This is a genomic window from Mycobacterium sp. E787, assembly GCF_001668725.1.
Classification (GTDB): Bacteria; Actinomycetota; Actinomycetes; order Mycobacteriales; family Mycobacteriaceae; genus Mycobacterium.
Genome location: NZ_LZKL01000071.1, coordinates 1 through 26,064, shown reverse-complemented (window position 1 = coordinate 26,064; position 26,064 = coordinate 1). Strand labels below are relative to the sequence as shown.

The following is a 26,064-nucleotide window of genomic DNA, read 5'->3' as shown; positions in this document are numbered from 1 at the left end:
GAGCCAACCCTAATCGGAATGCACCGAAGGCAGCCGGTCAGGTGGGGGCGGGCAAGCTAGGCGTCGAGGCGCTCGACCCGGCGGAGCTCGTTGACCCGCTCCACGACGTCCTGCTGCGCCTGGGGAGACAATCCGACGGCGGCCACGGCAATGCGGCGCACGCCGTCATCGCGCATCGTCGCCAGCCAGGACAACTCCTTGTCGAGCTTTTCGTAGTACTCGTCGTCGGTGAAGTACGCCGGCTTGATGCGGAAGAAGTTGGCCAAGGCGGCCATGGTCGCCGACGACGGGTTGGTGCGGTTGCCCGAACGTAGCTGGGACAGGTAGGGAGCCGACATCGTGATGCCCTCCGCCTTGAGCGCCGCGATCACCTCCGCCGAGGTGTGCGGCCCGCGCCCCGGTGGATACACCGTGTCGAACAAGCGGTTGAGGCGGGCGGCGAACGTCGTGCTCATCGATATGACCTCCACTGGGCTGTAGAAGTGAACTGTTGCCGAGGTGTATTTGCTGACAATGGTAGCGACGGATCGGGTCCGCAACCAGGTGCAAACCCGCTGTGGTTCGGGGCCGACGTTGCTGGCGACTGCCGAATACCCACTGAACGAGCGTCTAACTAATTCGCTGAGGTGTCCACTAAATCGGCCAACTTCACAGGTTATCCGCAGAATCCGGGTTCACCGCGAGGGTGGCGGGCGACTGGGATCAGGAAAGGCGCCTCGATTCGGGGGAGGATGCTGGGCACTTGCACCGCAACTGGCAGGCAACGAACGGCTGTCCGCGACAACATTTGCTGTCAGGTCGGAGACACGCCCGGAAAACGGGCTCGGGGTGCACTTAATGGCCCCCGGAGATACCCCGGGGGCGACGTCGGGTCGAGACGGCGGGAAGAAGGGGGGTGCCGACGGCACTCTAGCCGATGTCGGTTAACCGCCGGGCGGGCGCAGCCTCCTGCTTGCGCCGGCGCCGAGTTTGCGCGGCCACCACCGTCGCGGCGGTCAGCAGCACCGCCGCCGTTACCGCGACGGCGACCGAGCGCAACCCCAGTGCGGCGTCGAGCAGCATCCACAGCCCGAAGATCAGGAAGAGCAGGCTGGCCATGACGTGCAGCAGCTGTTGCGGAAGGCGCCGATGCAGCAGCGTGCCCGCACCGATCGCCAATCCGTCGGCCAGCACCATGCCCAGCGTGGAGCCGATCCACACGCCCGTCCAATCGTGGTCGCTGGCGAGCGTGACCGTCGCCAGCGACGTCTTGTCGCTCAGCTCGGCGAGGACGAAGGTGGATACGACGGTCAGCAGCGCGAAGCGCGGTTGCCGATCGGTCGGCGCTCCCTCGTCGCCGCCGGCGTCCGCGCGCCAGGCCCACACCGCGAAGGCCAGGAAAGCGATCGCCGACGCGAAGGCCATCGGACGCGACGGGAGCGTGGCGCCCAGAAAGTGGCCGATCGACACCGTCACCCCGTGCACCAGGCACGCGGCCACCGCCACCCCCGCCAACACCACCCACCATCGATAGCGCAGCGCATAGGTCATGGTGACCAGCTGGGACCTGTCGCCGAGCTCGGCGAGGAAAACCACCCCGAAGGTGAGGAGTGTGGCGGCGAGCATGGCGGGCGACCTTTCGACACGTCGTCCGTGACCGCATCGGTCACCGGACCCGGTCGAAGGTCTCGCCCACCGCCCCTGTCGGGATCGGTTCGCCGGCCGGGCTGTGCGCCAGTGTGTCGACTCGGCGATTCGGGGCTACTCCCCTTCGCTAACGGTGCCAACGCTAACGGGTGGGGAGGCCGCGCGCCAGGCGACCGGGCAAGTTCGGACGCCCGTATCTGTAGATTCGCCGTCCGAATCAGCGCGTTTGAATTCCCTTACGCGGCAAGCAGCATAGCCAGTATCGCCGTGTCGGGGTGGCTGATCGGGTCGACGCCGACGCGGCTCACCATCGAGGTGATCGTCCCGTCCGCCTCCGCTTCGACCCACGCGGCCCGGTGCTCCAATCCCAGATACGGGAGCCCCGGCAGCAGAACGCACCCGGACGCGGCCCCGGTGCACTCCGGCAACGAGGGCATGGTTTCCGACGGCGGATGCAGCATCAGCAGCGCGGGCGGTTGATGGTCGGCGAAATACCCTGGCTGGATTGCCGATTCACCAAAGACAGTGCCCTCGGCCAGCACCAGGCCGACGGTGCCGGGCTCGGGCTCGTCGGGCAACTCCTCGCGCGCCCCGAAGACCGTTGTGGTGGAAAGCAATCCGGGCAACGACGCGACCCTGACCGCGACCATCAGGAGCTGGGCCCACTCTTTCGTCGAATCCGGCCAACGCCCCGAGATGACAAACCCTTTCAGGGCACCGCGGGCATGGAAGGGGGAAACCCCGATGGGGCGGTCGGACCCAGCTTCCATCTCGACCTCCGTGTGACGCCTGGCTTCGCCTAACCACACTGGTAGCTCGAATGATTAAGCATGCCTGCGGGTTAGGCGCCGTGCAACCCGACACGGCCACTGACGCACATGTTCTCAAGATGCCCCGATTTTGCGCAGCGCAAACAGCTGGGGCGCCACGCGATACGCGTGACGCCCCAGCCTGGAAAAAGACGGTTTCAGCCGAAAATCAATCCCTGAGTTTTTGATGTCGCGGCCGCGTAACGGTCCTGCACGTCCGCCCAGTTGACGACGTTCCAGAAGGCCTTGGCGAAGTCGACCTTGACGTTCTTGTACTGCAGGTAGAACGCGTGCTCCCACATGTCGAGCAGCAGCAGCGGCACGATTCCGAGCGGGAAATTGGATTGGTGGTCGTACACCTGGAAAATCAGCAGCTTCTGAGCGAGGCTGTCCCAGCCGAGCGCCGCCCAGCCCGAACCCTGCACGGTGGTGGCGGCGGCGTGGAACTGCGCACGGAACTTGTCGAAAGAACCGAAGGCGTCGTCGATGGCCGCGGCGAGCTCACCGGTCGGCTTGTCGCCGCCGTTGGGGGACAGGTTCTTCCACCAGATGCTGTGGTTGACGTGGCCGGCGAGGTTGAACGCCAGGTTCTTCTCGTTCAGGAGCACCGCCGAGTGGTCCTCCTTGGCGCGTGCCTCCTCCAGCTTCTCCAGGGCGTCGTTGGCACCCTTGACGTAGGTGGCGTGGTGCTTGTCGTGGTGCAGTTCGTTGATCTGGCCGGAGATGTGCGGTTCCAGCGCTCCAAAGTCCCAGTCCAAGTCGGGCAGGGTGTATACAGCCACAGCATTCCTTTCTTCGGTGCATCGTTGGTGATGATCGGACGCTCATCGCGCGGGGCTGCCACGCGGCGGCCAGCCATAATCAACCCTGCTCCATGCGCGCGCGCGCCGCAAGGACGACCGCCGTGAGGGGATACCCGCCGGGGTGTGAGTGTCAGTACAGGATGATGATGGCGAGAACCGCGAGCAACGCCAGCGCAATCAGGGCGGCGCGAAGGGCGGCGACGCTATAGCTGTGGTTACAGGCAGGCGAGCCGGAATACGAGTTCGACGCGGCCGGCGAACCCGGACCGAACGAATGCGTGGCCATCAAGCGCCTTTCACCTGCAAGCCCACCCCGCTCGAGTGAGGTGAGTCACAACGATTTTTCGTGACGGTGATCATAACCCCTCGCGCCGAGGTTGGAAAATGCGCTGGCTGACGGCGCGCCGGCGCGGGGTTTCCGGAGATTGCCGCGCGACACCGACGTAGGCGGGATCCGGCCGGTGTCAGGTGTCCCGGCGGGCTCAGCTGCGAGCAGTTAGCGAGGCAATTCATTTCGCTCGTGTACCAGTTAGGGCTGTTTATGGTACAGCCGTACCACCCGGGGGTTATCCACAGTTGCGGACCGGGTGACTCGAAGAGGCTGTGTTGATGCGGTGGCTACCCGCTCAGCAACTGTGGATAAACCTGTGCAAACTGTGGATAGCCCTGAGAAAGTGTTGGGTTGCCGGACCGCCGGATGCGCGGGCCCGCGCCGCACACCGCGGGCCGCCTCGTCGCTTAGCGCGGACCGCCGCCAAGCCGGGGCGGTGCCGGATTGCCCCGCTTCTCACCGGGCCGCTTACCGCGGCCCGCCTCGTCGCCGGGGCTAGGCTGGTCCGGTGATCCAGGTGTGCTCCCAGTGCGGCACGCGGTGGAACGTGCGCGAGCGGCGACGTGACTGGTGTCCCCGCTGCCGCGGGGCGCTGATGGCTCCTCTGCCCGACATGCCGGTGGCAGACCCGCGATGGAACGCACCGGCCGGGCAGACCGCCGGACCCGCGGGCCCCGGCTGGCAGCGCAGCGCGCCGCGGTTGCCGCCGGGCTTCCGGTGGATCGCGGTGCGCCCGGGCGCAGCGCCGCCTCCGCGCCGAGGTCACCGGTCCCTGGGCCCCACCCCGCGCTACGCCGTGATTCCGCGCTGGGGTTTGGCCGACCGCGTTGAGCAGACCCCGACGGCGGCCGAAAAGCCTTCCCAGACCGGGCCTTCCGCGCCGGTCTTGCGGACCACGCTGTTCCTGACCGTGCTGATCCTCAGCATGGCCGCCCTGGTGTATGTCGTGAGATACGCGCTGTTGGTGTTCAACCGGAACACGCTGCTGAATTCGGTCGTGGCCATCGTCGCGGATTGGATCGGGGTGCTGGCCAGCGTGGGGGCGATCGCGGCGGTGTTCACCTCCGGCGTGATGTTGATCCGGTGGCTGATCGCACGCAGGGCCGCGGTCTTCGCCCATCACGGCCTGCCGGAGTCGCGTTCCGTTCGCGCGTTGTGGGCCGGATGCGTGGTGCCGCTGGCAAACCTGCTGTGGGCTCCCGTGTACGTCATCGAGCTGGCAACCGTCGAGGAGCACTACGCGCGGCTGCGACGGCCGATCCTCGAGTGGTGGATCGCGTGGGTCTTCAGCTACCTGGTCTCGATCTTCGCCATCTTCACCGGCTTCGCCACTGATGCCCAGGGCATCGCCAACAACACCGTGTTGATGGTGTTCGCCTATCTGCTCGCCGCCGTCACGGTGGCCGCGGTCGCCCGGGTGTTCGAGGGCTTCGAGCGCAAACCGGTGCAGCGGCCCGCGCACCGTTGGGTGGTGGTCGAGCGGGACGGCCCGGACCGCGGCGCCGGCCGCGCATCCGGCGGTCCGGTTGAGCTGGAGGGGCAGGAACCGGCAGCATAGGGATATGACGTGGGCCGACGAGGTGCTCGCCGGGCATCCCTATGTCGTTGCCCATCGAGGGGCTTCGGCCGCTCGGCCCGAACACACGCTGGCTGCCTACGATCTCGCGCTCAAACAGGGCGCCGACGGCGTGGAATGCGACGTGCGCCTGACCCGCGACGGCCACCTGGTCTGCGTGCACGACCGCCGTCTGGACCGGACATCGACGGGCGCCGGTTTGGTCAGCACCATGACGCTCGCCGAGTTGCGCGAGCTCGAATATGGTGCGTGGCACGACAGCTGGCGCGCCGACGGCACGCACGGCGACACCAGCCTGCTGACCCTGGACGCCCTGGTGTCGCTGGTTCTGGACTGGCACCGGCCGGTGAAGCTCTTCATCGAAACCAAGCACCCGGTGCGCTACGGCTCCCTGGTGGAAAGCAAGCTCCTCGCGTCGTTGCATCGTTTCGGCATCGCGGCGCCCGCCTCGGCCGACCGGTCCCGCGCCGTGGTGATGTCGTTCTCGGCGGCCGCGGTCTGGCGGATCCGGCGAGCCGCGCCGTTGCTGCCGACGGTGCTGCTCGGCAAGACCGCTCGCTATCTTGCCAGCAGCGCGGCCACCGCCGTCGGCGCCACCGCCGTCGGACCCTCGTTGGCGACGTTGAAGGACTATCCCCAACTGGTGGACCGCGCCGTCGCGCAGGGCAGGGCCGTCTACTGCTGGAACGTCGACGAGTACGAGGACATCGACTTCTGCCGGGACGTCGGCGTGGCCTGGCTCGCCACCCATCACCCAGGTCGCACCAAGGCGTGGTTGCAGAACGCGCGGGCCGGGGACGGCAGCGGTTAGACGCGCTATCGCGGCCCCTCGAGGGCGGCGGCGGGCACGGGCGCGTCCGTGGCGAGCGCGTCGAACAACTTGCCGGCGACCTGGTGGTTCCACACCACCACCGAGCCGACGTCGCTATCGGTGAATTCGCCGATCGGAACGGTGATCGAGGTCGTGGACCCGTGCAGCGCCCAGCCGAGCCGGGCGAGATCCCACACATGGTCGCCCCGGTCGACGGTCATGGCGTCGGCCGCCGCGCGCGGCACCGAGTACCAGCGCAGGGGATTCAGCCACACCGCCGGGCTGGTGGCGCGGTGCAGCAGCGCCGACAGGAACTCGCGCTGGTTGACCATCCGATCCAGATCGGCGCGCGGTGTGTCGCGCGTCCGGACGTAGCCCAGGGCGTCGCGGCCCGCGAGTTTCTGGCAGCCGGCCGGCAGGTCGATGCCGGCCAACGGGTCGTCGATGGGCGCGGCCGGGCACACGGTGATCCCGCCCAGCGCGTCGACGAGGCCGGCGAAGCCGCCGAAGCCGATCTCGACGTAGTGGTCGAGGCGCAGCCCGGTGGCCTGCTCCGCCGTCCGGGTCAGCAGCGGCGCGCCGCCCATCGCGAACGCGGCGTTGATCTTGTCCTTGCCGTGATCCGGGATCGGTACGTACGAGTCCCGCGGGATCGACACCACCGTCGGCGGGGTGCTCGATCCGGGCGCGGGCACGTGCACCAGCAGGATGGTGTCTGTGCGACCGTTGCCGACGTCGCCGCCGGTGGCCAGGTCGCGCTGCTGCTCGGCGGTGAGGCCTTGCCTGCTGTCGGAGCCGACGATCAGCCAATTCGTGCCGCGGCCCGCCGCGGGCCGGTCGGGATAGTCGGTCAGCGCCTGTTCGCGGTGCAGCTCGGCGTCGAACCAAGCCGCCCCGGCCACGACACCGACGCCGGCGAGCAGCGCGCCGATCAACGTCGTGAGCGCCACCGCCCGGACCCAGCGGCGGTTGCGGCGCGCCCTCGGGCCGACGGGCCTCGGGGGCGGCGGCGGCTTCGGCGCTGGTGGTGTGGGCACCGGGCGTCGCAGCGGTGCGGTGGGCGGATCGGCCCGGGCGATCACCTGCGGCGGCTCCGGCCTCCGCGGCGGTCGGGGCGCGCGCCGGTGCGGTGCTCGGTCGCCGTTCACCCGGCTAACGTACGCGGGCTACCTGCGGGCTCGTAGTCCGTTGATGAACGGGCAACCCATCAGCAACCGGATCGCCTGGCTCAGCCCGGTCATGTCGTCCACCGGCTTGTGGAAAGGCAGCCGGACGTCGTGGTCGCCGTCGGTCGCTTCGACGCGGAACCGCATGCCGTACCGGTCGAGCCCCAGTGGGCGCACCTGCCCCCGCCGCAGCGGCGCCGGCAGCTTCGACACCAGCCGCGCGACCACGTCGTTGTGCACGGTGTCCAGGTGCCACAGCAGGCTCGCCTCGACGTCGCAGAACGGGTCGGGCCGGGCGGCGAGCAGGTCCGCGACGCTGACGGGCTCGGCGCCGGTGGCGTCGGTGACGACGACGGAGGCGATCTCCAGCCGGAACAGCGCGTACCGCGGCTCTCCGCCGGACGGCCCCGACCGCGGGGTCTCGACCTGCAGCAACGCCGGGTTCGGGTACGCGGCGGCGATCCGGTCAAGCGTGTCGGTCACGGCGTCAGCCGGGACCCGCTGCAGGCGGCCGCGCACCCACACCAGGGAACGCACCGGTTCCCGCAACGGCAGTGGGGCGTAGTCCGTCAGCTCCAGCAGCGCCTGCGATCCGGCGACGGGTTCGCCGGCGTCGACGGGGATGGCCAGCGCAAAGGAACCGTCGGGCAGCAGGTGGTGGACCGGCGAAGCGAACGGGTCCCGTCGCGCCGGCCCGCCTTCCAAGGCCAGCAGCGCGCCACCGGCCCGCGCGCAGGCGCTGCGAATGCGTTCCGGGGTCGTCGGTGCCCGGCCGCTCGGCAGTGCCATAGTTCTCCTCCGCTAATTAGGTAAGCCTAAGTTAACTTACGGTCGCCCGCGTCGCAAGGTTCGTGCGGCGTCGAGCGCCGTTAGGGTTGGGGCGTGGTCCGCATCGCATACCTCGGTCCCGAAGGGACCTTCACCGAGGCGGCGCTCCTGCAAATCACCGCCGCCGGCCTGGTGCCCGGTCAGGAGCCGGGGCCCGTGCGGCGGATCCCGCTCGAAAGCACCCCGGCGGCGCTCAACGCGGTCCGCGACGGCAACGCCGATTACGCGTGCGTGCCCATCGAGAACTCGATCGACGGCTCGGTCAGCCCCACGCTGGACAGCCTGGCGATCGGTTCGCCTCTGCAGGTGTTCGCCGAGACCACCCTCGATGTGGCGTTCAGCATCGTCGTCAAACCGGGCCTGGGCGCGCGCGACGTGCGCACGCTGGCCGCCTTCCCGGTGGCGGTGGCGCAGGTGCGCAAGTGGATGGCGGCCCAGCTGCCGGGCGTCGAGCTGCGGCCGGCGTACTCGAACGCCGACGCGGCGCGGCAGGTGGCCGAGGGCCAGGCCGACGCCGCGGTGACCTCCCCGCTGGCCGCCGCGCATTGGGGACTGACCGCCCTGGCCGAAGGCGTCGTCGACGAACCCAACGCCCGCACCCGCTTCGTGCTGATCGGCCTGCCGGGTCCGCCCCCGGCCCGCACCGGAGCCGATCGCACCGCGGTGGTGTTGCGGATCGACAACGTGCCGGGTGCGCTGCTGTCCGCGCTGGCCGAATTCGGCATTCGGGGCATCGACCTGACCCGAATCGAGTCCAGGCCGACCAGAACCGAACTCGGAACCTATCTGTTCTTCGCCGACTGTGTCGGCCACGTCGACGACGGCGCCGTCGCCGAGGCACTCAAGGCGTTGCACCGTCGTTGTGCCGATGTGAGATATCTGGGTTCCTGGCCGACGGGGTCGGCCGTCGGGGTGCCGCCACCGCCGGCGGACGAGGCCTCGCGCTGGTTGGCGCGACTGCGGGAAGGCAAACCGGACCAGACGTCCGGGGCGGGGGGGTAGGGAGCGATGGGCGGTCGTTTGGTGCTGTTGCGGCACGGGCAGTCCTACGGCAACGTCGAGCGCAGGCTGGACACCCGGCCTCCCGGCGCGGAGCTGACGCCGTTGGGCCGTGACCAGGCCCGCGCGTTCGCCCGCGATTCGGGACGCCCGGCGCTGCTGGCGCACTCGGTGGCCACCCGGGCGTGGCAGACGGCCGAGGTGATCGGCGTGGAAGTCGAACTGGGCGCCCGGCAAGTCGCCGGGATTCACGAGGTGCAGGTCGGGCGGCTGGAAAACCGCAGCGACGACGAGGCGGTCGCCGAGTTCAACGCGATCTACGAACAGTGGCACCGCGGGGACCTCGACGTGCCCCTGCCCGGCGGGGAGACCGGCAACGACGTCTTGGACCGCTACGTGCCGGCGCTGACCGAACTGCGGATGCGCTATCTCGACGACGACGAGTGGAACGGCGACATCGTCGTCGTGAGCCATGGCGCGGCGATCCGGCTGGCCTCGGCGGTGCTGGCCGGGGTGGACGGCAACTTCGCGCTGGACAACCATCTCGACAACGCCGAATCGGTGGTGTTGGCCCCGATCACCGACGGGAGGTGGAGCTGCGTGCGGTGGGGAAACCTGACGCCGCCGTTCTACCCCCAGGCCGACGCGACGCCCGTCGCCGACGCCGTGCGCTCAGGCACCGATCCGATGGGCTAGCGACTCGTCGGCACAGGCGCAGCCGACGGCATCGCAGTCGATCACGAAGGTGTGTACCAACAGCTCGGGGCTGTCGCAGTCCGGCTCCGTGCATTCCCACCGGCGCAGCGAATGACGAATGATGGTGCCGTGGCAGTGATCCAAGCCCGCCCGGCACTCGCGGCATTCAGCGCTCATAAGCCGTTCATAGCACCCGGCCCGGACATAATGGGGTTGCCGCGCCCGCACAAGGGGTTCAGGGGCGTCAGGCCCAGCCCAGTTCTTCCAGCCGGTCGTCGTCGATGCCGAAGTGATGGGCGATTTCGTGGATGACCGTGATCGCCACCTCCTCGACGACGTCGTCGGCGGAGTCGCAGGCGTCCAGTAGCGCCTCGCGGTAGATGGTGATGGCGTCGGGCAGCGACCCGGCGTAGTCGGAGTCGCGTTCGGTGAGCGCCACCCCTTCGTAGAGGCCGAGCAGTTCGGCGTCGTCCGGGTGGCGGTCCTCCACGAGGACGACGACGTTGTCCATCGCGGCCGCCAGCGCGGGCGGGATCAGGTCGAGCGCGTCGGAGACCAGCTCGTCGAACCGCTGCGGGTCCATCCGCACGGCCACCCGGCTAGCCGCCCGGGGGCGGCGGAGGCGGGGGCGCTTCAGGTGCGGGCGGCGCCGGCGGTGCGCCGGCGTCGGCCGGCGGTGGGACGTCCTGCGGCGCTTGGGGGGCCGGAGGCTGCTGCGGGGCCGGCGCCTGCGGTTGCGTCGCGACCGGCTGCTGTCCCGGCAGGTGCTGGTTGTTGGGCGGTATGGCGTCCGGCGGGTTGCCGGCCTGGCTCTGCTGGCTCGGCACCTGGACCGGTATCGGCGGCATCGTCAGCCGCTCCTCCGGAATGTCGGGCGGCGGCACCGGGGGCTGACCGTTGATGAGCAGCTGCCCCTTGGCGCTGTTGACCAGCGTGGCCCAGCCCCCGTTGCCCAGCGTCGCGCCGATGCTGCAGGCGACCTGGCGGCTGCCCGCCGACCAACTCGGCAGCGACACGGTCGGGTAGATGAGCGTCAGGGTGGTGGTGCGCAACTTGGTCGGCGCGAGGTAGGCGTCGGTCATCTTCGTGCACGAGTCCTTGATGAAGCCGTCCTGGTCGGGCTCGGCCGGCACGGCACCCGGAAACTTCTCGGCCAGGTTCACCGTGCCGGTGACCTCCATGGCGTGCGGCGCCGCGCAGTCGACCGGGACATCGGTGGGCTGGTTGGTCGTCGAGTCGATGCCCAGGCAGGTGCCGGCGGGCCAGACCTTGGACTGGTCGACGTCGGCGACCTTGCCCTTGAAGATCTCTTGCTGATTGTTGGCCCCCGGCAACTGCAGGCCGCACAGCATGCGGCGGTCACCGGACTGGCGCCAGGCCCGGTCGCCGGCCCACAGCAGGCTGACCATGAACCTGCTGGCCGGGTCGAACTTGGGCCCCAGATAGTTGTGGACCGCGGGCTCGCACTGCTCCTGCGTCATCTGCTGGACCCGCGCCGGCGACGGCGGAGCGGCGCCGGGCCCGTACTCGGCACCCGGGAACGTCCGCATGTCGACGGACTCGGCGACCTCGAACTTGTGGTCGTCGGCGCAGTTGACGATGGTGGCCGACTCCGGGGTGGCGTCCGGCCATGTCAGGCAGTCGCCGCTCTTGGCGCGGTTGAACGCGGCGTCGCTCTTGGTGCCGGTGCTGGGCACCGGTTCGCTGTTGATGTAGCCGGCCAGCCGCCCCGGCCCGCTGCCGACCGGGATCGCCGTGACCAGCCCGGCGATCAACAGGCCGCCCAGCGCGGTGAGCAGCAGCGCGCGCCTGGTCGCCGTCGCCTGCAACCCGCGCGGCCAGGCGAAGCCGGCCCGTTTCCGAGGGTCGTCGGGGGAGCCGGCGGGGGTACCGGCTTCCGGAACTTCCTTCTCGGGCGCTTCCGACATCGGCTCCATTCTGACAGGGCCGGCGAAGTGGCGTGACGAAAGTTGCGGATGTCAACTTCTGGGATCAACGCGGTGGGGTGCTCTGACGGCCGGGGCGGTCCGCGAAAGTAGTCTCAGGCGCGTGATCGACCTGAAATTGCTCCGGCAAGACCCCGACGCCGTGCGCCGCTCCCAAGTCAACCGTGGCGAAGACCCGGGGCTGGTGGATGCGTTGCTGAGTGCCGACGCCAACCGCCGCGCGGCGATCTCGGCCGCCGACGACTTGCGCGCCGAACAGAAGGCCGCCAGCAAGAGCGTCGGCGCCGCGTCACCCGACGAGCGCCCGGCCAGGCTGGCGCGCGCCAAGGAACTCGCCGAGCAGGTGAAGGCCGCGGAGGCCGCCCAGGCCGAGGCCGAGGCGGCGTTCACCGCGGCGCACATGGCGATCTCGAACGTCGTCGTCGACGGCGTGCCCGCCGGCGGGGAGGACGACTACGTCGTCCTCGACACCGTCGGCGAGCCCGCGGCAATCGAAAACCCCAGGGACCATTTGGAATTGGGGGAGGCGTTGGGCCTGATCGACATGCAACGCGGTGCCAAGGTGTCCGGCTCGCGGTTCTACTTCCTCACCGGCCGCGGCGCGCTGCTGCAGCTGGGCCTGTTGCAGCTGGCCCTGCGGCTGGCCGTCGACAACGGCTTCATCCCGATGATCCCGCCCGTGCTGGTGCGCCCGGAGGTGATGGCCGGCACCGGGTTCCTGGGCGCGCACGCGGACGAGGTGTACCGGGTGGAGGCCGACGACCTGTACCTGGTGGGGACGTCGGAGGTGCCGCTGGCCGGCTACCACGCCGACGAGATCCTCGATCTGTCCGGCGGGCCGCTGCGCTACGCGGGCTGGTCGTCGTGTTTCCGGCGTGAGGCCGGCAGCTACGGCAAGGACACCCGTGGCATCATCCGGGTGCACCAGTTCGACAAGGTGGAGGGGTTCGTCTACTGCGCGCCCGCCGACGCCGAGGCCGAACACCAACGGCTGCTGGGCTGGCAGCGCGAGATGCTGGCCCGCATCGAGGTGCCGTACCGGGTGATCGACGTCGCCGCGGGCGATCTCGGCTCGTCTGCCGCGCGCAAATTCGACTGCGAGGCATGGGTTCCCACGCAGGGCACCTACCGCGAGCTGACGTCAACGTCGAACTGCACCACGTTCCAGGCGCGCCGGCTGGCCACGCGCTACCGGGACGCGAACGGCAAGCCTCAGGTGGCGGCCACGCTCAACGGCACCCTGGGCACCACCCGGTGGTTGGTGGCGATCCTGGAGAACCACCAGCAGCCCGACGGCAGCGTGCGGGTGCCCGCCGCGCTGGCGCCGTTCGTGGGCACCGACCTGCTGGAGCCGGCCGGCTAGTGGCGATCGCAAGCGCGGCGTAGCCGGGCGCTGGGGGTACCCCCGCGGAGCTGGGGGACGGGTCGCCATCATTGGCTAGAGACGGCGGGCGCCCGGGGTGTGGCCGAAGGCGCGCCGGTAGGTGTCGATGAAGGCGCTGGGCGTGGCCCAGCCGCACGCCAGCGCCACCGCGGTGACACCGCGGTTCTCGGCGAGCAGCATCAGCGCGTGCTGGAGGCGGACCTGCGTGCGCCACTGCGGGTAGGTCATGCCCAGCTCGTCGCCGAACAGGCGGCTCAGGGTGCGCTGGCTGACGCCGACCCGGTTGCTGAGCTGGCGCAACGTGAGCGGGGCCGCCAGGTTGTCGGTGATGAGGGTGCACGCCTGCCGCAACCGGCTGTCGGCGGGGGTCGGGATCCACAGTGGCTCGCGGGCGCTCGTCGTTTGCAACTGGTCGTGCAGCACGCCCAGCATCCGGTGGTGTTCGCCGGTGTCGAGCGCCTCGGATTCCGAGCACGCGATGATCAGTTCTCGCATCAAGGGATTGACGGCGAGCACCGTCGGTGTCGCGGGGCCCCGACGGTAGCGTCCGGGGTCGAGCGCGACGCCGTGGAACCGGGTGTGGCCGTGGAACCTGTGTTCGTGCCACACGCCCGCCGGTATCCAGATGGCCCGATTCGTCGGCGTGATCCAGGTGCCCGCGGGCGTGGTGACCGAGACCGCGCCCGCGGACGGGTAGACGATCTGGTGCAGGCGATGCCGGTGCCGCCGGATCCGCGCGCCCGGCGGCAGCGACTGGGACGAGGTCGCCAGGCCGTTGTGGCCGCTTTCCGACATATCAAGGCAGAATATCGGAAGCCCGCAAGGCGGCTCGGCGCCTAGCGTTGGCGAGATGGCGATGAATCTGTTGCACCGGTGGCGGTGCAGTTCGACGGGCTGGCAGGAGACGGTGGCGGACCGGCTGCTGCCCTGGGTGCTGGGCGACGTCGAATTGGGTTCTCGCACACTGGAAATCGGGCCCGGTTACGGGGCGACGACGCGCGCCCTGCTGGACAGGGCCGAGGCACTTACGGCCGTCGAGGTCGATGCCGCGATGGCCGATCGGCTGAATCGCCGCTACGGCGATCGGGCCCGCATCATGCACGGCGACGGCACCGACACCGGGTTGCCCGACGACCACTTCAGCTCGGTGGTGTGCTTCACGATGCTGCATCACGTCCCCGACGCAGAGCTCCAGGATCGGCTGTTCGGCGAGGCGTTCCGGGTGCTGCGGCCCGGCGGCGTGTTCGCCGGCAGCGACGGCGTGCCGTCGCTGTCCTTCCGGCTCCTCCACATCGCCGACACCTACAACCCGATTCCACCGGCGGACCTGCGTCGGCGGCTTCAAGCGGCCGGATTCGTCCACGTCGCGGTCGACGTCAGCGGCGGGCGACAGCGCTGGCGCGTCACCAAGCCGGCTTGAGAGCGGCCTGAGACCGGCCTACGCGTCCACGGTCGCGGGTGTCGGCGTGGATTTCGCGTGCCGGCGCATCCGCTCCATGGTCGCGAAGTAGAAGGCGAGCGGGAACGAGAAGCTGGTGAAAAAGCTCGCGAGGAAGAACAGCCACGGCCGCCGGATCCCGCGCCGGTAGCCGTCGACGATCGTAAAGACCGGCAACAGAATGACATTCGCGATGATGTAGTCCTGGTCGCCCGAACCCGCGGCCGGGTTGGCGAACTGCTCCGCCAGGAAGTGCGGATAACTGGCCGGCCCCGACACGATGCTGCCCTCGCCGTGCGCGGCGAGCACGAAGTGAATGTTGAAATACCAGCCCAGCACGACCGAGGCGATGCCCGCCGCGTAGTAGACGCACTCCAGCGCCGACAGCCACGGCCCGTCGGCCGGTTTGGCGTAGATCTTCGGGTTCGACGCGATAATCCAGGCGACGACGGCGATCCCGAGTATTGCGTGGATGTAAAGCCAGATCATGGGCGAAGTCTCACCCCCCGGCCAAAGTTCTGTCAATAGTGACAAAAGATTCTGAGGTACCTTACTCCCATGGTCAGGCCCGCGCAGACGGCGCGCAGCGAGCGCACCCGGGAGGCGCTGATCCAGGCCGCGCTGGTGCGGTTCCTGGCCCAGGGCGTCGAGGAGACGTCGGCCGAGCAGATCGCGTCGGACGCGGGGGTGTCGCTGCGGACCTTCTATCGCCACTTCCGGTCCAAGCACGACTTGCTGTTTGCCGACTACACCGGGCTGACCTGGTTCCGCGCCGCGTTGGATGCCCGGCCCGCCGCGGAGCCGATCATCGATTCCGTGCAGTCGGCGGTCTTCTCGTTTCCCTATGACGTTGAGGCCGTGACGAAGATCGCCGCGCTGCGGGGCGGTGAGCTCGACCCCGGCCGCATCGTGCGCCACATCCAGGAAGTCCAGGCCGACTTCGCCGACGCCATCCAAGAGCAACTGCAACGGCGTAGCTGCGCGGCGATGCACGACCCGGACGCGCGGTTGCGCGCCGCGGTGACCGCCCGCTGCGTCGCGGCCGCGGTGTTCGGCGCGATGGAACTCTGGATGATCGGCGACGATCGCTCGCTGGGGGAGCTGGCGCGGATGTGCCACACGGCGCTCGAGTCGTTGCGCGCCGGGATCACCGACGCCTGGGCCGCCGGCGCCTGACGCCGCGTTTCGTCATAATTGACAAAACTTCGCGGCCGTGTCAGCCTCCTTTCCGGAGGGCAGGGACATGACTGAATACGACGCGATCGTCATCGGTGCGGGACACAACGGGTTGGCCGCGGCGGTACTGCTGCAGAAGGCCGGCCTGCGAACGGTGTGCCTGGACGCCAAGCTGTATGCCGGTGGGATGGCCTCCACGGTCGAGCTTTTCGACGGCTATCGCTTCGAGATCGCCGGCTCGGTGCAGTTCCCGACGGCGTCGGTGGTGGTCGAGGAGCTGGGCCTCGACACCCTCGAGACGATCGACCTGGACGTGATGTCGGTCGCGGTGCGCGGCGTCGGCGACGATCCGCTCATCCAGTACAGCGACCCCATCAAGTTGTTCACGCACCTCAACGAGGTGCACGGCGCGGACGCCGTCAACGGGATGGCGGGCCTGATGGCCTGGAGCCAGGCGCCGACCCGGGCCCTGGGCCGGTTCGAGGCGGGGACCGAGCCCAAGACTTTCGACGAGATGTACGCCTGCGCCACCAATGAATTCGAGCGCTCGGCCATCGACGACATGCTGTTCGGTTCGGTCACCGATGTGCTGGACCGCTACCTGCCCGACCGCGAGAAGCACGGCGCGTTGCGCGGCTCGATGACCGTGCTGGCCGTCAACACCCTCTACCGCGGGCCGGCCACGCCGGGCAGCGCCGCGGCACTCGCCTTCGGGCTCGGCGTTCCCGACGGCGACACCATGCAGATGAAGAAGCTGCGCGGCGGCATCGGCGCGCTCACCGCGCACCTGGCCGAACTCTTGGAGAGCCTGGGCGGTGAGGTGCGGCTGCGCACCAAGGTCACCGAAATCCTGGTCGCCGGGGGCCGGGTGACCGGCGTGCGCACGGAGGCCGGCGAGACGCTAACCGCGCCGATCGTCGTCTCCAACCTGGCGCCCGACGTCACGCTGAACGAGATGGTCGATCCCGCCGCGCTGCCCGCCGACATCCGCGAGCGTTACGCGGGGATCGACCATCGTGGCAGCTACCTGCAGATGCACTTCGCGCTGGAGGAGGCGCCGCAGTTCGCCGCGCCCTACGAGGCGCTCAACGAGCCGGCCATGCAGGCCTCCATCGGCCTGTTCTGCACGCCGGAGGAAGTCCAGCAGCAGTGGGAGAACGCCCGGCGCGGGATCGTGCCGGCCGACCCGACGGTGGTGCTGCAGATCCCGTCACAGAACGATCCGGACCTGGCGCCCGAGGGCAAGCACGCCGCATCGGCGTTCGCGCTGTGGTTCCCGATCGAGGGCGGTGCCGACTATGGCCAGACGAAGGTCGAGATGGGCCAGCGGGTGATCGACAAGATCACCCGGCTCGCGCCGAACTTCGAGCGCAGCATCATCCGGCACACCACCTTCACGCCCAGGCACATGGGGGTGATGTTCGGCGCCCCGGGCGGCGACTACTGCCACGGGCTGTTGAGCTCGGATCAGATCGGGCCGAACCGGCCGGGCCCGAAAGGCTTTCGCGGCCAGCCCATCCCGATCGAGGGGCTGTACCTCGGCGGGGCGGGCTGCCACGGCGGGCCGGGGATCACGTTCATCCCCGGCTACAACGCCGCCCGCGCGGCGCTGCGTGACCTGGGGCGCTAACCGCGCTGGCTCAGCAGTTCGTCCAGCAACGCCGTGAACTCGTCCGGGCGGGCCGGGGTCAACGCGGGGCTGGGCCAGGTCCCCGGTACGTCCAGGGTGATCAGCTTGGACTTGAAGGGCCGCTGGATGTCCAGGGGTAGCCAGCGGCGGAGGTCGGAGCTGCCCCAGATGCGGAAGCGCTGCACGAACATGCCCAGCGACTCGGTCCTGTAACCGCGGATCGCTTCCAGCGCGATGACCTTCGACGTGCCGGACGGAAAGTGGTAGCGGCGCAACGTGATCGCCGCCCGGTCCAGCTGAACCAAGCCGTCATCGTAGGTCGCGGTCATTTCTTCGAGCTGCGCAGTTGGTGGCCCCGCGCGGTCAGGCAGTGGCCGTCGTCCAACCGCCACTGCCAGCCGTGCAGGTTACAGGTCAAGGTGTTGCCCTCCACCACGCCGAATTTCGACAGGTCGGCCTTGAGGTGGGGGCAACGGCGTTGCATCTCCCAGCCGTCCAGCGTGATCGACGCGGAGTCGTCGTGGGTCTCGGCGAACCACCCGTCCGCGTAGGCGATCCGCTCGTCGGTCAGGCACTTGAAGAACGTGTACAGGTATTCGTTGTAGCCGCCGACCCGCCACGCGGTGAAGCGGGTGGACAAGAAGATCGTGTTGACCCAGTCGGGTTCGTGATCGCGCAACACAGTGCGCACCAGCTCCGGCGCGATCGCGAAGCCGTAACGCACCTTCTCGTCGGGAATCCGTTCGCGCACTGATCTTTTCGGGAAGTCGAGGATCACCGTCTCGGGCCCGATGACCAGCTCGACGGGGTAGCCGATGCCGTCGCAGATCTCGTCGCTCTGCAGCATGATCGGCTCGAAGAGCGCGCGCAGCTGGTCGAGCAGTGGCTCGCCGGTCGCCGGGGCCCAGCCGGCGCGTTCCGCGGCCAGCACGGGGGCCATCCGGTCGGCATAGTCGGCGATGTAGGCCGCTTTGCCGGTGGTGAAGATGGCCTCCACGTCGTCGGCGGGCAGCGGATGGCGCAGCGAGTTCAGCGTGGCGCCGGTGAAGTCGGCGGTCGACCCCGGGATCATCAGCAGGCCGCCGTCGTGGCCGTGCGTGCGCATCTGCTCCAGGAAGACGACCTGGTCGGGGAAGATGTTGGCCGGATCGCCGTGGTCGTCGTTGAGGTGGCGCAACTCCGGGTCCAGAAAGCACGGCGGCCCCGCGGACGGCACCACCCAGCGCGCCCCCACCTGGGCGATGTATTGGCGGGCGCGATCCATCCCGCGCTGCCGCTTCTGGATCCCGAACGACTCCTTGGCCCGGGCCGGCATGTCGTAGACCATCGGGTACCAGATCGCCCCGGAGTACTGCAGCAGGTGCACGTCCACGTGGCCGAATTCCGTTGCCAGCACCTCCATTTCCACCGGCCGTGCGTCGTTCATGTTGAACACCGTGGTGGTGCCGTCGGACACCACCAGCGCGGAGTCGCCGATCGGGCCGTCGGCCGGGGCGCGCAGGGCGATGATCATGATGTCGAGATCGCCCTTGGGCCCGCCGACCCGGTGCTTGGTCGAGTCCGTGGTCTCGACGAACCGGTGAAAGCCCAGGAGTTGCAACTCGTTTCGCAGGTCGGGCACCGGGAAGTCGGGAAGCAGCACCACCGCGTCCTTGTTGACGTGCTCGCGCAGGTTCTTGGCGTCGAAGTGGTCCTTGTGCAGGTGCGACACGTACAGGTAGTCACAGTCGCCCAGCCGGTCCCAGTCCAGCCCGCTGTTGTCCGGGAACGGAAACCAGGACCCGAAGTAGGCCGGATTGACCCAGGGGTCACACAGGATGCTGCCCGCGTGGGTCTCGATCAGGAATCCGGCGTGGCCGACGCTCGTGACCTGCACTGATGCCTTTCCTGGGAAATCGGGGCCCGCCGCCGGTTGACGGCTTGCCAGCCCCCGAGCTTAGCGCGAGGCCGCATCCTCGGCCCGCCACAACCGCCGGTAAAACCCGATGCGCGCCGGGTCGGTGCGCAGCCACGCGCGGTGCCCGTCGACGCCCCCGCCCAGGACGGGCGGCACGGTCACATAGCGGCCCGCCCAGCACAGCCGCTGCGCTTCACCGCCGAAGTCGGCGACTTCGGCGGGAGCCACCTTGATGAACTCCGCCCCGGTGGACCCCGCGCCCACTCGGAAGGTGACCCCACCGAGCTCGTTGACCCAGACCGCGCGCACGGGCCTGCCCGCGGCGAAGCGGCCCACGACCGCCGGCACGGGTGGCGGGGGGATCGGGGACGGACACGGGGCCTCTCCTCGGCACTTCCGGCACTTCGGGCGGCTCACAGTCGGGAGCACTAGGCTGAAGTGCTGTGGAACCGGTATACGGGACAGTCATTCAGCTCGCCCGCTTGGTCTGGCGCATTCAGGGTCTGAAGATCACTGTCTCGGGCGTCGAGAACTTACCGAAAAGCGGCGGCGCCGTCATCGCGATCAACCACACCGGCTACCTGGACTTCACCTTCGCGGGTTTGCCCGCGTACAAGCAGGGCCTGGGGCGCAAGGTGCGGTTCATGGCCAAGCAAGAGGTGTTCGACGACAAGATCACCGGGCCGATCATGCGCAGCCTGCGGCACATTCCCGTGGACCGCCAGGACGGGGCCGCGTCATACGAGGCCGCCGTGCGGAACCTCAAGGACGGCGAGCTGGTCGGCGTCTACCCCGAGGCCACGATCAGCCGCAGCTTCGAAATCAAGGAGTTCAAGTCCGGTGCGGCCCGGATGGCGGTCGAGGCCGGGGTGCCGATCGTTCCGCACATCGTCTGGGGCGCGCAGCGCATCTGGACCAAGGGCCACCCCAAGAAGCTGCTGCGCCCCAAGGTGCCGATCGTCGTCCTGGCGGGTGAACCGATCGAACCCACGCTGGCCGTCGAGGAGTTGAAGGGGCTGCTGCATTCGCGGATGCAGCACCTGCTGGAACGGGCCCAAGAAATGTATGGGCCGCATCCGGCCGGTGAGTTCTGGGTGCCGCGACGGCTCGGCGGCAGCGCACCGTCGCTCGCCGAGGCGGCCCGCATGGACGCCGAGGAGGCCGCCGAGCGGGCGGCCCGTCGCGCCAGAGCCACCGGGCCGCCGGAGCAGTAGCCGATGGCGGAGCCGACCTTTCGCGCCCTCGAGATCCTGGCCCGCCTCGTGGTGCTGGCCACCGGCACCCCCATCACCTACCGGGGCGAGGAGAACATCCCCGATCGGGGCGGCGCCGTGATCGCGATCAACCACACCAGTTACGTCGACTTTTTGCCCGCCGCATTGGCTGTGCATCGGCGACGTCGTCGGCTTAGATTCATGATCAAAGCCGAGATGCAACAGGTGAAGGTGGTCAATTTCCTGATCAAGCGCACCCGCACCATTCCGGTGGACCGCGGCGCCGGGGCGGACGCCTATGCGGTCGCCGTCCAACGCCTGCGCGAGGGCGAGCTGGTCGGCGTCTATCCCGAGGCCACGATCAGCCGCAGTTTCGAGCTCAAGGACTTCAAGACGGGCGCGGCCCGGATGGCCGTCGAGGCGGACGTGCCGATCGTGCCGGTGGTCGTGTGGGGGGCTCACCGCATTTGGACCAAGGACCATCCCCGCAACGTCGGCCGCAAGAAGGTGCCGATCTCGGTGGAGGTGGGTGGGCCGTTGCGCGCGGCCGCGGACGTCGCGTCCACCACGGCCGCCCTGCGCGAATCGATGACCGCGCTGTTGCACCGGGCGCAGCACGCCTATCCGCACCCCGCCGGCGCCTACTGGGTGCCGCGCCGGCTGGGCGGAGGCGCACCGACTTTGGCCGAGGCGGCCCGGATAGAGGCCGACGAGGTCGCGGCACGGTCGGCGAGGAAGGCCGCCAACCGCACTCCGCATCAGTCGCGTTAGGGGGAAGGAGCAAGGAGATGGCAGAGCCGTTCTACCGGTTTGCGGAGTGGGTCGTTCCGCCGGTCGTCGCCATGCAGGGAACGAAATTCACCTACCACGGGCTGGAGAACATCCCCACGCGCGGCGGTGCCCTGCTGGCCCAGAACCACACCAGCTACCTCGACTGGCTCCCGACGATGCTGGCCGTCAAGGAGCGCGGTCGGCGGATGTACTTCATGATCAAGGCCGAAATGGCCGACGTGAAGGCGGTCAACTACGTGATCAAGCACGCGCGGCTCATCCCGGTGGATCGCCGGGCGGGACACGGCGCGCTCGAGGTGGCCGTGCAGCGCATGCGCGAGGGCCAGCTCATCGGCATGCATCCCGAGGCGACGATCAGCCGCAGCTTCGAGCTCCGGGAATTCAAGACCGGGGCGGCGCGGATGGCCGTCGAGGCGCAGGTGCCGCTGATCCCGGTGGTCGTCTGGGGCGCCCATCGGATTTGGCCGAAGGACCACCCGAAGAAGGTTTTCCGCAACAAGGTTCCGATCACCGTGGCCGTCGGCCGCCCGCTGCAGCCGCAGGGCACGGCCGATCAGCTCAACGCCACGCTGCGGCAGGCGATGAATGCGCTGCTGTACCGGGTGCAGGAGGAGTATCCGCACCCCGAGGGCCAGTATTGGGTGCCGCGGCGGCTGGGCGGCACCGCGCCGAGCCAAGACGACTCCCGTGCGATCCGGTTGGCCGAACTGCAGGAGCGGGTGCAAAGGTACGGTAGCGACGGCGTGACCCGACCGGGGCAGGGCCAAAGCGGATTGCATTGACGACTGCAGAGGGCGGATCGCCTCCATGACCTTGCCGGCGCTGATCGCCTGCGACGTCGACGGCACCCTGTTCGACGAAAACGAGACCGTCAGCCCGCGCACGCGCGACGCCGTGCGCGCGGCCGTCGCCGCCGGCGCGCAATTCGTCGTCGCGACCGGCCGCCCGCCGCGCTGGATCCGTCCCGTCGTCGAGGCGCTCGGCTTCGCGCCGATCGCGGTGTGCGCCAACGGCGCCGTCCTCTACGACCCCGCGAACGATCGTGTGGTGTCGTCGCAAACGCTGGCCGTCGACACCCTGGCCGAATTGGCCGAGCTCGCGACGCGCGTCATCCCCGGCGCGGGTCTGGCCGTCGAGCGGATCGGCGAACGTGCCCATGACACGGCCACGCCGCAATTCATCAGCTCGCCGGGCTACGAGCATGCCTGGCTCAATCCGGACAACACCGAGGTGTCGATCGAAGACCTGCTGAGTGCGCCTGCGATCAAGCTGCTGATCCGCAAGACCGGCGCCCGCAGCGCGGACATGGCGGCGGCACTGGCGAAACACGTTGGCATCGAAGGCGATATCACCTACTCCACCAATAACGGTTTGGTCGAGATCGTGCCGCTGGGGATCAGCAAGGCCAGCGGGGTGGAGGAGATCGCCAAACCCCAGGGGATCACCAGCGACGAGGTGGTGGCGTTCGGCGACATGCCCAACGACATCCCGATGCTGCGGTGGGCCGGCCACGGCGTGGCGATGGGCAATGCGCATCCCGACGTCGTGGCCGCCGCCGACGAAGTCACCGCGCCCAACACCGACGACGGGGTGGGCCGGGTGCTGGAACGCTGGTGGCTTTAGCTAACCCGCGGGTGCGATGTGCGCCGCCAGCTGCTGCGGCAGGTAGTTGAGCATCAAGGGCGCCAGTCCCATGAACGGCGTGCCGAAGATGGTCACGGGGATTTGCGTATTCGGGACGATGCCGCTCAGATCTATCGTCGCGGTCACCGGGTGGGGCGGAACGAGAATGCCGTCGAAGGGCAGGTGCAACGTGATCGGCACGGTGGTGCTGACGGGGCCGATGACCGGAATGGTGACGTTGACGGGCACCGGGATCGTCATATCCACGATGGTTTCGCCGTTGAGCAACCCGTTGGCCACGACGGCCGGGCTGTTGATCAGTGCACCAAGCGCTCCGACGCCGTTGCCGGCCAACAGCGCCTGTTGAACCGCCGTCGCCGCGTTCGCCATCCCGCCCAGCGTCGCCAGCGGCGCGCCCGCCACGGCGTAGGTGACCACCAATGGCAAGCCGAAGAAGGCGCTGAGCGATCCGGTCGTGGGATTGAGGATCGGGACAGTGGCGGTCGCCGAAATGCTCGGAATCGTAAGCACATTCAGCACATTGGTGAAGTTCTGCGACATCTGTCGAAGGATCGACGGCGGCATCAGGTTGGTGAAGTACTGCGCCTCCTGCCCGGGGATGTTCGCGAGGGCGAAGAGATTTCCCAGCGGGCCGAGCAGTGTCGGGGTGACCGTGGCATTCAAGGTGGGGTTGAGTAGGCCACCCGTGATGGTGACCACCGGAGTGCCCGGATTGGCCCCCGTGACAACGAGATTGGCGAAGGCCTGCGCGACGTCCTGCACCGCGCCGTAATAATTGCCCGCCAGGACGGCCTGCAGGGCCACCTGCAGCTGAGCGCCGAACGCGGGCAGGCCGGCCACGATGCCGGTTGTCGCGGCGTAGAGGTTGGTGGCGAACTGCTGGGCGAAGCCGATCTGTGTGGTGATGAACTGCTGCACGTAGTACGCGGCGGGGAATGTCAGGAGTTGCTGGATGCCGGATCGGATGGCCGCCGGCAGGCCCGCCAGGAACGTGGGGAAGTTTTCGATGGTGTTGGTAAGCGACGTCGCGACCTGCTGCCAGTAACCCAGCTGGTTGACCAGCACCTGGCGCAGCAACGGGAACGGGTCCGCGGACCAGGCGTTGAAGAGGGTTTGCAGGTTTGCCGACGTGGTGGCGATCAGTTGCCCGTACGCGCCGCCCGGGGACGCGGCGGCCAGGCCGGACGCGGCCGGAAATCCGGTCGACAACAGGCTCTGCTCGGCGTTGGCGATCTCGGTGCCGAGGTACGCCGTCGCGCCACCGTTCAAGAGCGCGACGAATTCGTCCTCAAACGCCGCGGCTTGCGCGCCCAGAGCTTGGAACTCCCGGCCGATCCTGCCGAACACCTCGGAGATCGCGATCGACACCTCGTCGGACGCCGCCGCGGCCACACCGGTCGTGGGACCCGCGGCCGCCGCTGTCGCGTCGCCCAGATTCGAGCCGATACCCGCCAGCTGTTCGGCCGCGGCCGTTACCAGCTCCGGTTCTGTGATCACAAATGACACGACCGCCTCCCCTCGATCCCAACCCCAGGCAGGTCGAGCCTACTGTGACGGCGGACACACCGAGCGCGAAACGCCCGGAAACCCGTCAGGTGGCGGTGGGGTGACTCGGCAGCGAGAAGTGTTCGGGTGGCACCTCGGGGCCGCTCGGCGATTGTGTCGACAGCGGCGTCGTGACGCCGTCGATGACCGAGGTGACGTTACCGGTAAGCCGGTCGTAGTTCAGGGTTCCGTGTTGGAAGTTCTGCGTAATCTGCAGCGGCTCTTGCATTTCCGCGCTCGTCGGCAATCCGAGCGGGCCCCTCTCGTAGCTCAGCGACGCCCAGGCGTCGTAGATCGCACCGGTCACCGGTTGCGGGCCGATCTCAGGCGACCAGTACATCGCGCCCTTGGCGAAGGTGACGAAACGGGCGCCGCCCTCGGCGCTGTCTTCCGGAGACGTGGGCGCGCCCAGGGGGCTGTTCATCCCGCCCATCGCCAGCCAGTGATCGTAAATTGCCCCGCCCTTGAGCGCATTGATCAGCTCCTCGGGCGGATCATTGAAATGCGATGCGATGTCCCGGATTTCGTCCATCAAGGCGTAGGCGGCGTTGCCCGGGCAGTCGGTGTTGCCGACGTCGCGGTGCGTGAAGATGGTGGGCAGGTTGGCGATGGTTCCGGCCGCGAAGGTGGTGTAGTGGCTGCCGGCCGACTCCAGCGCCACCGTGCCCTTGGGGTCGACGCCGTCCATGCCCAGCCGCCAGCCGAGCAGCCTGCCCAGGGTTCGCAGCTGGATCGGCGTGGGCGGCACGTCGTCGAAGTTGCCGATCATCGCCACGCCCCACGTGTTGCGGTTGAATCCGCCGGTGTGGAAGGCCTCCACGGCCTTGGTGAGCCCCCCGGCGCTGCCCTCGAACACCTGGCCGTACTTGTCGACCAGCGCGTTGTAGGCGATGTCGCACCACCCCAGGGTCTTGGCGTGATAGGTGTAGATCGCCTTGACGATCCCGGCCGATTCCAGCGGCGAGTAGTCGTTGCTGCCGGCGGTGTGGTGGACCACCGCGGCGCGAATCCCGTTGTCGTACTGCGGACTACCACAGCGCAGCGACTCGTCGGCGCCCCACTCGGCCCGGCTGATGATGGGGGGCGGTTGCCCGGGCATCATCACCCCGCTCGGCGGCGTCCAGTGCGTCCTGGCCGGCGTTTGCGGCGGGGAGATGAGGATCGCGGAGATGTTCTGCCCGTAGGGCTGTTCCCTGCTCACCGGCTTGTATCCCAACCCGTCGTGGGCCGCCGGGGGGTTCGAGCCCGTCGGCGGCGCGTCCATCGGGCGGGTGACGGCTACCTGCACCGTCGTGGTCGCGCCGACGAACACCGGGTCGGTGCTGCGCGGCCCCTCCGACGGCCCGGCCGACTCGTCGTCGCCGGCCGGGCCGGCGTCGGGTGCCGAGGTCTCATACTCGGTCTGGTACCAGGGCCCCCAGCTTCCGTCGGGGCGTTTCGCGCGGACGCGGGTCGACGTGCCGGCGAGGTCGCCGGTGAGCGCGACCATCGAAAACGGCGTGGCCTGCGTGAGTTCGCGAACCGTGACGCCGCCCGCGAGCCCGATCAGCGGCTGCTCGGCCAGCTGGGTGTCCTGTACCCGCGGCGGCTGCGGCGCGCCGCGGTCGTGTGTCGCTTCGCCCACCCACGAGACGATGACGACCGTCGCCGCGATGGCGGTGAGCAACGTCGTGGGCGCGCGACTGCGGGACGACACCAGCTGATGTTACTTGTGTTTCTGGTGTTAATTATGAGGCGACACGATGCCCGCCGC

Annotated in this window: 27 protein-coding genes and 2 pseudogenes; 12 read left to right on the top strand and 17 right to left on the bottom strand. The window is 69.0% G+C overall.

Going from position 1 to position 26,064, the window contains the following annotated elements:
- Positions 1–56: 56 nt before the first annotated feature.
- From A5705_RS15150 to A5705_RS28150, 5 genes are all read right to left on the bottom strand, one after another.
- Entirely contained in the window at positions 57–455 is a 399-nt protein-coding gene (locus A5705_RS15150) for a helix-turn-helix transcriptional regulator (protein WP_068278414.1), read from the bottom strand.
- Between the two features lie 454 nt (positions 456–909).
- The gene (locus A5705_RS15145) at positions 910–1,605 is read right to left on the bottom strand and encodes a TMEM165/GDT1 family protein (RefSeq protein WP_068278385.1); all 696 of its coding nucleotides are present in this window, start codon (positions 1,603–1,605) and stop codon (positions 910–912) included.
- Between the two features lie 257 nt (positions 1,606–1,862).
- Positions 1,863–2,396 carry a peptidase gene (locus tag A5705_RS15140; RefSeq protein ID WP_068278406.1) on the bottom strand — a complete coding sequence of 178 codons (534 nt, stop codon included), beginning with the start codon at positions 2,394–2,396 and terminating at the stop codon, positions 1,863–1,865.
- A 197-nt stretch (positions 2,397–2,593) separates the two neighbouring features.
- Positions 2,594–3,217, bottom strand: coding sequence for a superoxide dismutase (locus A5705_RS15135; RefSeq protein WP_068278384.1), 624 nt, complete (start codon positions 3,215–3,217; stop codon positions 2,594–2,596).
- Positions 3,218–3,368: 151 nt separating this feature from the next.
- The gene (locus A5705_RS28150; protein ID WP_197516974.1) at positions 3,369–3,524 is read right to left on the bottom strand and encodes a hypothetical protein; all 156 of its coding nucleotides are present in this window, start codon (positions 3,522–3,524) and stop codon (positions 3,369–3,371) included.
- A 553-nt stretch (positions 3,525–4,077) separates the two neighbouring features.
- On the opposite strand from A5705_RS28150, the gene A5705_RS15130 reads away from it, so the two are divergent.
- Positions 4,078–5,127, top strand: a complete 1,050-nt coding sequence (locus tag A5705_RS15130; protein WP_068278383.1) for a DUF4328 domain-containing protein — start codon at positions 4,078–4,080, stop codon at positions 5,125–5,127.
- A gap of 4 nt (positions 5,128–5,131) precedes the next feature.
- Positions 5,132–5,956 carry a glycerophosphodiester phosphodiesterase gene (locus A5705_RS15125; protein ID WP_067879439.1) on the top strand — a complete coding sequence of 275 codons (825 nt, stop codon included), beginning with the start codon at positions 5,132–5,134 and terminating at the stop codon, positions 5,954–5,956.
- A gap of 5 nt (positions 5,957–5,961) precedes the next feature.
- Here the strand turns inward: A5705_RS15125 and A5705_RS15120 are convergent, their stop codons facing one another.
- Both A5705_RS15120 and A5705_RS15115 read right to left on the bottom strand, forming a co-directional pair.
- Positions 5,962–7,104 (bottom strand): LCP family protein, encoded by a 1,143-nt coding sequence (locus A5705_RS15120; protein WP_068278382.1) that lies wholly within the window; start codon positions 7,102–7,104, stop codon positions 5,962–5,964.
- A gap of 18 nt (positions 7,105–7,122) precedes the next feature.
- Positions 7,123–7,911 carry a DUF2470 domain-containing protein gene (locus tag A5705_RS15115; RefSeq protein ID WP_067879448.1) on the bottom strand — a complete coding sequence of 263 codons (789 nt, stop codon included), beginning with the start codon at positions 7,909–7,911 and terminating at the stop codon, positions 7,123–7,125.
- A gap of 93 nt (positions 7,912–8,004) precedes the next feature.
- Here A5705_RS15115 and pheA point away from each other — a divergent pair, with 93 nt between their 5' ends.
- Positions 8,005–8,952 (top strand): prephenate dehydratase, encoded by a 948-nt coding sequence (gene pheA, locus A5705_RS15110; RefSeq protein WP_068278381.1) that lies wholly within the window; start codon positions 8,005–8,007, stop codon positions 8,950–8,952.
- A gap of 6 nt (positions 8,953–8,958) precedes the next feature.
- A complete protein-coding gene (locus A5705_RS15105) occupies positions 8,959–9,645 on the top strand; it encodes a histidine phosphatase family protein (RefSeq protein ID WP_067879454.1) in 687 nt (228 codons plus the stop codon).
- Here A5705_RS15105 and A5705_RS28600 read toward each other — a convergent pair.
- From A5705_RS28600 to A5705_RS15095, 3 genes and pseudogenes are all read right to left on the bottom strand, one after another.
- Positions 9,622–9,822, bottom strand: a complete 201-nt coding sequence (locus tag A5705_RS28600) for a hypothetical protein (RefSeq protein WP_082956488.1) — start codon at positions 9,820–9,822, stop codon at positions 9,622–9,624. The two genes, A5705_RS15105 and A5705_RS28600, sit on opposite strands and share 24 nt — an antisense overlap.
- Positions 9,819–10,240, bottom strand: a pseudogene (locus tag A5705_RS15100) (metallopeptidase family protein). The gene A5705_RS28600 and the pseudogene A5705_RS15100 overlap by 4 nt, the downstream one beginning before the upstream one ends.
- Before the next feature lie 4 nt (positions 10,241–10,244).
- Entirely contained in the window at positions 10,245–11,582 is a 1,338-nt protein-coding gene (locus A5705_RS15095; protein ID WP_068278379.1) for a septum formation family protein, read from the bottom strand.
- 112 nt (positions 11,583–11,694) lie between these two features.
- On the opposite strand from A5705_RS15095, the gene serS reads away from it, so the two are divergent.
- A complete protein-coding gene (gene serS, locus A5705_RS15090; protein ID WP_067879462.1) occupies positions 11,695–12,954 on the top strand; it encodes a serine--tRNA ligase in 1,260 nt (419 codons plus the stop codon).
- A 75-nt stretch (positions 12,955–13,029) separates the two neighbouring features.
- On the opposite strand, the gene A5705_RS15085 is transcribed toward serS, so the two are convergent.
- On the bottom strand, positions 13,030–13,770 hold the full coding sequence (locus tag A5705_RS15085; protein ID WP_068278378.1) for a helix-turn-helix transcriptional regulator: 741 nt from the start codon (positions 13,768–13,770) through the stop codon (positions 13,030–13,032).
- A gap of 55 nt (positions 13,771–13,825) precedes the next feature.
- Here A5705_RS15085 and A5705_RS15080 point away from each other — a divergent pair, with 55 nt between their 5' ends.
- Positions 13,826–14,395, top strand: coding sequence for a class I SAM-dependent methyltransferase (locus A5705_RS15080; RefSeq protein WP_068278377.1), 570 nt, complete (start codon positions 13,826–13,828; stop codon positions 14,393–14,395).
- Positions 14,396–14,413: 18 nt separating this feature from the next.
- On the opposite strand, the gene A5705_RS15075 is transcribed toward A5705_RS15080, so the two are convergent.
- The gene (locus A5705_RS15075; RefSeq protein ID WP_067879471.1) at positions 14,414–14,902 is read right to left on the bottom strand and encodes a DUF2834 domain-containing protein; all 489 of its coding nucleotides are present in this window, start codon (positions 14,900–14,902) and stop codon (positions 14,414–14,416) included.
- Between the two features lie 69 nt (positions 14,903–14,971).
- Between A5705_RS15075 and A5705_RS15070 the strand changes: the two genes are divergently transcribed.
- Entirely contained in the window at positions 14,972–15,589 is a 618-nt protein-coding gene (locus A5705_RS15070) for a TetR/AcrR family transcriptional regulator (protein ID WP_067879474.1), read from the top strand.
- A gap of 67 nt (positions 15,590–15,656) precedes the next feature.
- The gene (locus A5705_RS15065; RefSeq protein WP_067879477.1) at positions 15,657–17,219 is read left to right on the top strand and encodes an NAD(P)/FAD-dependent oxidoreductase; all 1,563 of its coding nucleotides are present in this window, start codon (positions 15,657–15,659) and stop codon (positions 17,217–17,219) included.
- Here A5705_RS15065 and A5705_RS15060 read toward each other — a convergent pair.
- From A5705_RS15060 to A5705_RS15050, 3 genes and pseudogenes are all read right to left on the bottom strand, one after another.
- Complete coding sequence (locus A5705_RS15060) at positions 17,216–17,548, bottom strand: hypothetical protein (protein ID WP_067879482.1); 333 nt, start codon at positions 17,546–17,548, stop codon at positions 17,216–17,218. The two genes, A5705_RS15065 and A5705_RS15060, sit on opposite strands and share 4 nt — an antisense overlap.
- Positions 17,545–19,095, bottom strand: a complete 1,551-nt coding sequence (locus A5705_RS15055; RefSeq protein ID WP_068278376.1) for an MBL fold metallo-hydrolase — start codon at positions 19,093–19,095, stop codon at positions 17,545–17,547. The genes A5705_RS15060 and A5705_RS15055 overlap by 4 nt, the downstream gene beginning before the upstream one ends.
- A gap of 81 nt (positions 19,096–19,176) precedes the next feature.
- Positions 19,177–19,533: pseudogene (locus A5705_RS15050) on the bottom strand (hypothetical protein); the annotation flags it as partial.
- A 26-nt stretch (positions 19,534–19,559) separates the two neighbouring features.
- On the opposite strand from A5705_RS15050, the gene A5705_RS15045 reads away from it, so the two are divergent.
- The 4 genes from A5705_RS15045 to A5705_RS15030 are packed head-to-tail and all read left to right on the top strand — an operon-like array spanning position 19,560 to position 22,745.
- On the top strand, positions 19,560–20,330 hold the full coding sequence (locus A5705_RS15045; protein ID WP_067879491.1) for a 1-acyl-sn-glycerol-3-phosphate acyltransferase: 771 nt from the start codon (positions 19,560–19,562) through the stop codon (positions 20,328–20,330).
- Positions 20,331–20,333: 3 nt separating this feature from the next.
- Positions 20,334–21,101, top strand: a complete 768-nt coding sequence (locus tag A5705_RS15040) for a 1-acyl-sn-glycerol-3-phosphate acyltransferase (RefSeq protein WP_068278372.1) — start codon at positions 20,334–20,336, stop codon at positions 21,099–21,101.
- A 17-nt stretch (positions 21,102–21,118) separates the two neighbouring features.
- A complete protein-coding gene (locus A5705_RS15035) occupies positions 21,119–21,904 on the top strand; it encodes a 1-acyl-sn-glycerol-3-phosphate acyltransferase (protein WP_067879497.1) in 786 nt (261 codons plus the stop codon).
- Between the two features lie 25 nt (positions 21,905–21,929).
- On the top strand, positions 21,930–22,745 hold the full coding sequence (locus tag A5705_RS15030; protein WP_068278370.1) for a Cof-type HAD-IIB family hydrolase: 816 nt from the start codon (positions 21,930–21,932) through the stop codon (positions 22,743–22,745).
- Here A5705_RS15030 and A5705_RS15025 read toward each other — a convergent pair whose 3' ends face one another.
- Together A5705_RS15025 and A5705_RS15020 are read right to left on the bottom strand one after the other, a co-directional pair.
- Positions 22,746–24,272, bottom strand: coding sequence for a PE family protein (locus A5705_RS15025; RefSeq protein WP_068278369.1), 1,527 nt, complete (start codon positions 24,270–24,272; stop codon positions 22,746–22,748).
- Positions 24,273–24,357: 85 nt separating this feature from the next.
- Positions 24,358–26,007: an LGFP repeat-containing protein gene (locus A5705_RS15020; protein ID WP_197521281.1), complete on the bottom strand. Its 1,650-nt coding sequence runs from the start codon at positions 26,005–26,007 to the stop codon at positions 24,358–24,360.
- Between the last annotated feature and the right edge of the window lie 57 nt (positions 26,008–26,064).